Origin of the sequence: Streptomyces sp. NPDC050636 (genome assembly GCF_040654775.1) — a bacterium.
GTDB lineage: Bacteria > Actinomycetota > Actinomycetes > Streptomycetales > Streptomycetaceae > Streptomyces.
This window is the reverse complement of record NZ_JBFAIP010000169.1, coordinates 1-8,078: the sequence shown is the minus strand read 5'-3', so window position 1 is coordinate 8,078 and position 8,078 is coordinate 1. Positions and strand designations below refer to the sequence as shown.

At 67.2% G+C, this 8,078-nt stretch carries 6 protein-coding genes and 1 pseudogene; 3 read left to right on the top strand and 4 right to left on the bottom strand.

The features are described 5' to 3' along the window. Positions 1–356: 356 nt before the first annotated feature. Both AB0I10_RS39385 and AB0I10_RS39380 read left to right on the top strand, forming a co-directional pair. Positions 357–734: a hypothetical protein gene (locus AB0I10_RS39385; protein ID WP_363157560.1), complete on the top strand. Its 378-nt coding sequence runs from the start codon at positions 357–359 to the stop codon at positions 732–734. A 31-nt stretch (positions 735–765) separates the two neighbouring features. Then, complete coding sequence (locus AB0I10_RS39380) at positions 766–3,423, top strand: Helicase associated domain protein (RefSeq protein ID WP_363157559.1); 2,658 nt, start codon at positions 766–768, stop codon at positions 3,421–3,423. Positions 3,424–3,506: 83 nt separating this feature from the next. Here AB0I10_RS39380 and AB0I10_RS39375 read toward each other — a convergent pair. Both AB0I10_RS39375 and AB0I10_RS39370 read right to left on the bottom strand, forming a co-directional pair. Next, positions 3,507–4,038, bottom strand: a pseudogene (locus tag AB0I10_RS39375) (AAA family ATPase). A gap of 321 nt (positions 4,039–4,359) precedes the next feature. Then, on the bottom strand, positions 4,360–5,352 hold the full coding sequence (locus tag AB0I10_RS39370) for a hypothetical protein (protein ID WP_363157558.1): 993 nt from the start codon (positions 5,350–5,352) through the stop codon (positions 4,360–4,362). 935 nt (positions 5,353–6,287) lie between these two features. Here AB0I10_RS39370 and AB0I10_RS39365 point away from each other — a divergent pair. Continuing rightward, positions 6,288–6,521, top strand: coding sequence for a hypothetical protein (locus AB0I10_RS39365; RefSeq protein ID WP_363157557.1), 234 nt, complete (start codon positions 6,288–6,290; stop codon positions 6,519–6,521). A gap of 123 nt (positions 6,522–6,644) precedes the next feature. Here AB0I10_RS39365 and AB0I10_RS39360 read toward each other — a convergent pair whose 3' ends face one another. After that, on the bottom strand, positions 6,645–6,878 hold the full coding sequence (locus AB0I10_RS39360; protein WP_363157556.1) for a DUF6207 family protein: 234 nt from the start codon (positions 6,876–6,878) through the stop codon (positions 6,645–6,647). A 221-nt stretch (positions 6,879–7,099) separates the two neighbouring features. After that, entirely contained in the window at positions 7,100–7,582 is a 483-nt protein-coding gene (locus AB0I10_RS39355; protein WP_363157555.1) for a hypothetical protein, read from the bottom strand. Between the last annotated feature and the right edge of the window lie 496 nt (positions 7,583–8,078).

Here is an 8,078-nt window from a genome sequence, read left to right as displayed (position 1 = left end):
TGATGGAGTGTCACGGGCCGCGTTGCGGCCCGGTGGCCCCGCTGCGCGGGGCATGCTGCTGTGAGAGTTGATGGTGCGCCAATTCGGTGGTTGGCGTGGGGGTTGGAGGGCGCTTCGCGCCTTCCAACCGGGGTGCGTCCGCTTCGCTCCCTCACCCCTAGGTCCTTCCGGCTTCGCCTCCAGGACCACAAGGCCCGCTACGCAGGCCCTGCTGGCTACGAGGGGTGGGGGTCGTTCGTTCGTGTTGGGTTCGAGTGTAGCGGGTGCATCAGGTTGATGCACCATGTAGCGTTGGGGAAAATACAGCACACCCCAAGACTGCACGGACGGCACCGCAACCCGAGAGGAAACCCCTGATGCCTGTTCAGAAGTACACAGCGCGTGAGATCACCCGCAAGAACGTGCAGAAGAAGGCCACGGGAATGACTCGGGATCAGGTGCGTGAAGGAACTGACACGGCACGCATGTTGGAGCGTCAGAAGGGGCGTGTGCTGGATGAACCGGGCCGCTTGCACTCGCTGCGGCTGGCGGAGTGGCGCCAGATCGGCTACGTGATGGCCGAGGAGGCTATGGACATCTACGCCCCGGAGAAGGACCCAAAGGTGGCGCAGTGGGAGCGGCAGCGCCTGGAACGGGTGGCGGCTGAATCGGCGGCCGCAGAGGGGTACGGTCGGAGGCCGGCCGCAGCCGAGGGATTCTCTAGTGAGGCATCCGACCTGCATCAGTTCGCCTGACCAGGAAAAGCAGATTTGGGGAGGCTTCCGAGTGTCTGCAATTCAGCTCCGAGAACACCAGGTGGACGCGAATTTCCGTATCCGTAAATGGGTAGGATTCCCTGCAAGATCATCTGTGCCGCCGGATGGTGCCCGTGCCATGGTCGTGTCAGCGACCGGGTCCGGGAAGACGTACACGGTCGCCGCGGCTGCGCTGGAGTGCTTCCGTGGTGGCCGGATCCTCGTCACGGTGCCCACGCTCGATCTGCTCGTGCAGACCGCCCAGGCGTGGCGCAGGATCGGTCATCAGGGCCCGATGGTGGGGGTGTGCTCGCTGGAGAAGGACGAGGTGCTGGAGCAGCTCGGCGTGCAGTGCACCACCAACCCGGTTCAGCTGGCGTTGTGGGCAGGGTCGGGACCGGTGGTGGTGCTGGCCACGTACGCCTCTCTCGTGGATCGTGACGACCCCCGTGATGTCACGGGCCGAGCCAAGGTTCGCGGGCCGCTGGAGGCAGCTCTGGCGGGCGGGGAGCTGCTGTACGGGCAGAGCCTGGAGCCGTTCGACTTGGCGGTCGTGGACGAGGCGCACGGGACCGCCGGGGACCTCGGCCGGCCCTGGGCAGCCATCCACGACAACAACCGGATCCCGGCCGACTACCGGCTCTATCTGACCGCCACGCCGCGGATCCTTGCCGCAGCCCGCCCGCAGCGGGGCAAGGACGGCCAGGAGTTGGCGGTGGCCTCGATGACCGATGACTCCGCCACCTACGGGACACGCATCGTCGACCTCGGACTGTCCGAGGCGATCGAGCGCAGCATCCTCGCCGGGTTCGAGATCGACGTGCTGGAGATCCGCGACCCAGAGGCGATCCCGGGCCTGTCCGAAGAAGCGCAGCGGGGCCGGCGCCTGGCGCTGCTGCAGACCGCCCTGCTGGAGCACACCGCCAAGCACAACATCCGCACCATGATGACGTTCCACCAGCGGGTCGAAGAAGCCCGCGCGTTCGCGGCCAAGCTCCCCGAGACCGCAGCCGAACTGTATGCGACCGAGGCGTCCGAGAAATTCCGCGAAGACGCCTCCGCGCTGCCGCCGTCCACCATCGGGGCCGAACCGTACGAGCTGGAGCCCTACCGGCACGTGCCCGCAGACCGAGTCTGGGCCGACTGGCTGTGCGGAGACCACCTCGTCGCCGAACGACGCGAGGTGATCGGGCAGTTCGCCAACGGCATCGACGCGAACGGGCGCCGGGTGCACCGGGCGTTCCTGTGCTCCGTACGCGTCCTCGGTGAGGGCGTCGACATCGTGGGCGAGCGAGGCGTGGAGGCGATCTGCTTCGCCGACACCCGCGGCTCCCAGGTCGAAATCGTCCAAAACATCGGCCGTGCCCTGCGGCCCAACCCGGACGGCACCACCAAGGTCGCGCGGATCGTCGTGCCGGTCTTCCTCCAGCCCGGTGAAGACCCCACAGACATGATCGCCTCCGCCTCCTACAAGCCCCTCGTCGACCTCCTGCAGGGCCTGCGCAGCTACTCGGAACGCCTGGTCGAGCAGCTCGCCTCCCGGGCTCTGTCCCGCGGCCACAAGGAGCGACGCATCCATGTGAAACGGGACGCCGACGGACGGATCGTCGAGGCCGGCGAAGCCACGGGCGAGGAGGACCAGGAGCAGGCGGGCGAGGCAGCGTTGGAGTCGGCGTTGCTGCACTTCTCCAGCCCGCGCGACGCAGCCACCATCGCCGCTTTCCTGCGCACCCGCGTCTACCGGCCCGACTCCCTCGTCTGGCTCGAAGGGTTCCAGGCGCTGCGACGCTGGCGGGACGAGAACGAGATCACCGGGCTGTACGCGGTGCCATACGACACGGAGATCGAGCTCGGAGTCACCCGCTTTCCGTTGGGCCGCTGGGTGCACCAGCAGCGGCGCGCCTACCGGGCCGGGGAACTGGAAGACCACCGACGCCGGCAGCTCGAAGATGAGGGAATGGTCTGGGAGCCCGGGGACGAGGCGTGGGAGACCAAGCTCGCCGCCCTGCGCGGATACCGCCGCGTCCACGGGCATCTCGCGCCACGCCAGGACGCCGTCTGGGGCCAGACCGAGCAAGACCAGCAGCCGGTCGGACAGCACATGGCCAACCACCGCCGGAAGAACGGTCTGGGCAAAGACCCTGAACGCGCTGCGCAGCGCTCCGTGCAGCTCACCGAGATCGACCCCGACTGGAACTGCCCCTGGCCACTGGACTGGCAGCGCCACTACCGGGTACTTGCCGACCTCGTCGACGCCGACGGCCCAGACATCATCCGAGAATTGCACCCCGGAGTCATGTTCGAAGGCGACGACCTGGGCAAGTGGGCTGAGCGGCAAGCCCGCAACTGGGCAGAGCTGTCGGAAGAGCAGCAGCAGCGGCTGTCCGCGCTGGGCGTGACACCCACGGAGCAGCCCTCTCCAGGAACGGCCACCAAGGACACCGAGAAGGCGGCAGGAAAGCTGCCGGCAGGGTTTCAGCGGGGTGTTGCAGCCTTCGCCCAGTACATCGCCCGCGAGGGGCACTACCGCGTACCGAGGGCTCACACAGAGGAGATCACGGTCGAAGGTGAGAGCGCGCCAGTGACCGTTCGACTGGGGGTGTTTACCAGTAACACCAAGAGCCGCCGGGACAAGCTCACCCAGCCGCAGCGTGCCGCGCTCGCCGAGCTGGGCGTGGAATGGGCGTGACGCCGCTTCCGGCCGGTCGTTGAACCAGCCGGTCAAGCGAAGTGCGGCAAGGCCCCGGGTACATCTCCCGGGATCTGGTGCTGTCAGCGTTCCAGGGCGGGAAGGCCGGCCAGGCCAGTGTCGAGCATCATGCGGTCGACCGTTTCGTTCAGGGTGCTGTCCGCGCCTATGACGATCTCGATGCCGCCGGGCAGCAGATCGAGCTCCCGGTACCAGCTCCGCAGCGCCTCCTCGCCGAACTCGTTCGCGATCGGCTTGGTGGCGTGGCGGGCGAGAGTCTGCTCGAACGGCACGTGCAGGTAGTAGGCGCGTCGGGCCGCGGTGGTCGGCACGCAGCTGGGCGAGCATGTCGCCGTAGTGGTCGGCGTACAGGATCCCTTCGACCACCACGTGGTACCCGGCGTCCAAGGCGTAGCGGGCCGTCAGGTCGATCAGGCCGATATTCGCCGCGCCGGGCCGGTCGCGTTCACGCAGCACGATCCGGCGCAGGTTGTCCTGACCGACCAGGGCCAGGCCGCGACCGAAGCGGTCGCGCACGCCGGCCGCGACGGACGACTTGCCCGAAGCACTGTTGCCACGCAGCACGACCAGCCTCGTGTCTTCGGTGCCCACCATCACGGCGCTCACGCTACCGACGGCCGGTGACACCGCCTGGGGCGCTCCCCGGCACCGACAGCATCGACGCCCGGACGGGTGGCATTTCCTTGCGTACGCAGGCGCAGTCCTAAGCACATAGGCCAAACTTGCCCATTTTTCTTAGCTCTTGACGGCAATTCAGATGTTCTGTCAAGTTGTGTTGGCCCCGAAGGCTTCGTCGTCCCTGCCGCAGCCTTGCCCGCCCGGTACGAGGCTCAGGCCAGCCGGTGAGCGGACTCCTGAGGGAAGACGGACTGCTAGCGACGCGACCAGGCCGAGCGGAAGTGTTCCAACGGATGTTCAGGAGCTCGGTCCGCCGAAGAAGCCGCCGCTATCGCCGGGGCTGGGGCTCGTGCTGGGACTGGGGTCGGACGAGGTACCGCCGAAGATGCCATCGTCGTTGTCCTGTCCGCCGCCGACGTTTCCCGTGCTGGTGCTGCCGTCTGCGCCTGCGCTGCTTGTGCCGCCGCCGATGACGTCCGGCGGGAGACGCGCACTGCTCGGACTTGGGCTACTGGGTCGCGTGCTCGGCTTCCGCGTCTTGGATGTCGAAGGTGTGGGCTTGTCTGTTTTCGATGGTGATGCCTTCGGGGACGAGGGGGCCGGGGTGGGTGTGGCCGGATGGCTAACGCTCGGTGTGGGCTTGTCCTCGGAGCCGTCTTTGAGGATGGAGGGCCGGACCATGAGGACGATGAGGACGATGCCGGCGGCCGCCAGTGCTCCGGTGACAGCCGCAACCATGACCAGGTGCACGGCCCGCGATCTTTTTGCGGGGTGGTACGGGTCAACACCACCTGGGACCTGAGGTGCCCGGACTCCTGGGGAACAGTCCTCGACATCTTGCCGTCGTCGTAACTCCAGGCTGCGGGACTGGCACTCCTTCAGTTCCACGGTCAACGTGGCGCGCTGTTCTACCAGCCCGGTGCGCAGTTGCGCCAGTTGCTCGCCGCGCTCCTGGAGCTCGCGCTGTCGCCCGGTTTCGACCGCGTTTTGCTCGCCGGCGGACTGCTGGAGTTTCTCCCGTTCCGACCGCGCCTGGGCTTCACTGGCCCGGACCGCCTCCAGCCTGCCGGCCAGCGCGCTCAGCTCCTGTGTGAGGTCGTAGACGCGCAGCAGCAAAGAATTCTGGTCACTGCCTCCGGGGGTGCCGAGCTGGACCAGAGCGGTCCGGTAGGCGCAGAAGGCCTCTCGTGCGGCCTCGGCGCTGAGCCCGCCGTGGGTCCGGGCATCGCGCACAAGGGCTTCCATGAACTCCAGCGGGGGCATGCGCTGGCCGTTCTTGTAATACGACACCCTTGAGTGGTCGATGCCGTACCGCTCTTCAAAGCCCCTCAGGCTCGTTCCTGCCAGGTCAAGCAGTCGGCGCACCACACTTGTGCCGAATTCCTCTCTGATTTCCTGCTTGCTTGGCCGACGGCTGTCTCGTGCGTCGGGCAATGGGTGGTTGTCCTGCTCAGATGTCACCTGTGGTACCTGCCGTTACCAGAGAGGTGCTGCGAACCATGGCATCCTGTCGCACTTCCTCGACACCACGCATCCCGTTCAGGGTGTTCCACACAGCCCGATTCCGGGCTGGCGTCCTTGCAAACGAAAACGGTGGAACACATGTTCAAAGCAGCTCTGCGCCTGTCGGCCAAGGCGCGGCGTTACTGGAGGAAGTGCTGCCGGTGGGTTGCGCTACACCAAGCTCGACGTCGCGAACCGCTGGCAATTGAGGGCAGGCGGGATGGTCTTCAACCGCGATGGCGACCGGATGATGGCGCTGGAGGCGCAGCTGTCCTGACAGCTGCTGGGAATCTCGCTGGTCATGGATGTTGCGCCGCTATCTCCCCGGCATGTAGGTGCGTGCGCGGACAAGGGCTCTTGCCCTGGTGCATGGGCTTGCGACTAGCCGGCGGCTAGCAGCGTTGCGGGGCAGATTTCAAGTTCCCGCGAAACTGGAGCCCGTAGCAGCCTTCGCACACCATTCAACTCCCTGCGCTCGCAAAGTCGCAGGTCAGAAGCCGTGAAGGGGCGTCAGAAGCGCGGCATGCTCGTCACGTACCGCGGCCAGTCCGTCAGATTCGCGAGAACTCGAAGCGGCGGCCATCGCGGCGCAGTCTTCTCCGTGTCCGGGGCGCCACCGGACACAACGACCTGGAGTTGCGGGGCTAACCCTTCGCTGGTCCAAGGTCGGTCCGCTCCATCCGACAGGTGCCTCGACGGCATCCCGAACCGAAGGAACTCCTATGTCTGCTACCACTCCGACCACCCCCGCCGCCCAGCAGCCCTCTGGTCAGGACCGCGCCGTATGGCCGTTGCTGATCTTCGTGCTCGGCGTCGTGGGAGTGATGCTCGCTGCCGGCCTGCTCTTCGTCTCCGCGCGGTATCCGGCACTTGCCACCCCGCTGCAGGTCGCCCTGGGCGGGGTCACCGTCTACGCAGCACTCGTCACCATCGCGGTCAACCTCGCCCGGCGGTAACACCCTTCAAGGCCGGCCCCGGGGCGTGGCGCGCGGCCGTGCACCCCCGCCGACCGCGCCCCGGCAGGCCCACAGGCCGGGCTGCGGTCGGCGGCGGGGGACGGAGACTTCGAATCCTGTCTGTCAGCGGACCGCGTCGCCCTCGGCAGAAATGCCCAGGGCCTGGCGCAGATCCACGTAGGCCCGCAGCCGCACGCCGGGTTGCCCCGGGTCCCGGGGCGTCCGATCAGCGGCCGCGGTCGCCCACCGCGAGGCGATCACCTCGTGGAAGGCGAACGCGGTCTCATCGTCCGCGGCAGCGATCTCCACCACGACCAGCCCAGGTTCCGCCACGAGCGCTTCATGAATCGGCCTCATGCCCTGGACGACGTCCTGATGTAGCCCGCGAGTTCGTCCGACGCGGCTGGTTCACCCGACCGAGGCCAGTCTCATCCGGACCCGCTGCGGACCTTCCTCCCGCGCGGCCACACCCGCGGGACGACGGAACGGCGAATCGTCAGCGCCCGTAGATGTCGGCAAGCCTCCAGCAACGGCTCTCAGCGGCTACCTCATACCGCTGATGCGGCGACTGGCTATGTTCACGAGTTTTCGTCGGGGACGTCCGGAGAAGCGAAGTGGAACGGCACCCCGAGGTAGTGGGCCAAGATCTGTCCTGCCTCGGCGGCAGCGGCGCCCGGCGGGGGCCCGTCAGGGCGGTGGTGGACGGTCGCCAGGTGGCCTTCCCCGGATGGGTTGACGAGGACCGCGACCAGGAGCACGAACCAGTCATGGACGGTGTCGCCGTCCCAGAGAGCCTCGACCGCGGCCACCCGGCCAGGGTGGGCGGCAGCACGGGCTGCGAGTGAGGAGACGTCGAGCGGATCGGGCTGCGTGTGCCGCACGCGCTCGGTGAAGACCTCGTAGCGCGCGTGGACTACCTGCTCCGCTTCGCGCAGGCCCAGCCCCAGCGGGCGCAGTGCCTCCCACACGGTCTTGACCGCCATGAGCCGGCGGTCGCACAGCACGTTCGCGTCGACTTCCCGGCGGGTCTGATCCTCCAGGTATGTCCACCAGCCGCTCACTGGGCCACCGGGGATTCCGTGAAGTGCGTCATGGGCCGAACGTACCTCAGCCGAACCACCCAGTCGGCCTGTGAGGAAGGCAGGGTGCTGTGAAACTCGTGAACAGCCCGCCCCGTTCTCAGGGCCTCGTGCCTCCCGAACCGGTGTCAAAGTGCTGTCCATTCTCGGGTTCTGGCTCAACTTCTGTGGTGATGCCCGGACGCACGGTAGATCGGGGCAGCGGACGCGGTGAACGGGCAGGTCAGAGCGTTGAACCGACGCGGCCACGAACGCGCACAGCACAGCTCCACAGAAGTTGAGCCAGAGCCCATTCTCGTGACCGAAGCCAGGCGACTGTCCCGTCTCACTCAACCGAGTCGTTTCTCAACGAACCGAGTCGTTCAGGCTTCTGTCTCAGCGAACCTAGTACTGCAACGGTGTTTGCTGTGACGGTTGGGCAGGCGGGTCGTTGGTCTGAGTATGGGTGGGGACCTTGCTGATGTCAGGGTGTGGGCCG

Coding starts and splice junctions, on each gene's coding strand:
- AB0I10_RS39385 (WP_363157560.1), top strand. CDS start 357: ATGCCTGTTCAGAAGTACACAGCGCGTGAGATCACCCGCAAGAACGTG.
- AB0I10_RS39365 (WP_363157557.1), top strand. CDS start 6,288: ATGTCTGCTACCACTCCGACCACCCCCGCCGCCCAGCAGCCCTCTGGT.
- AB0I10_RS39360 (WP_363157556.1), bottom strand. CDS start 6,878: ATGAGGCCGATTCATGAAGCGCTCGTGGCGGAACCTGGGCTGGTCGTG.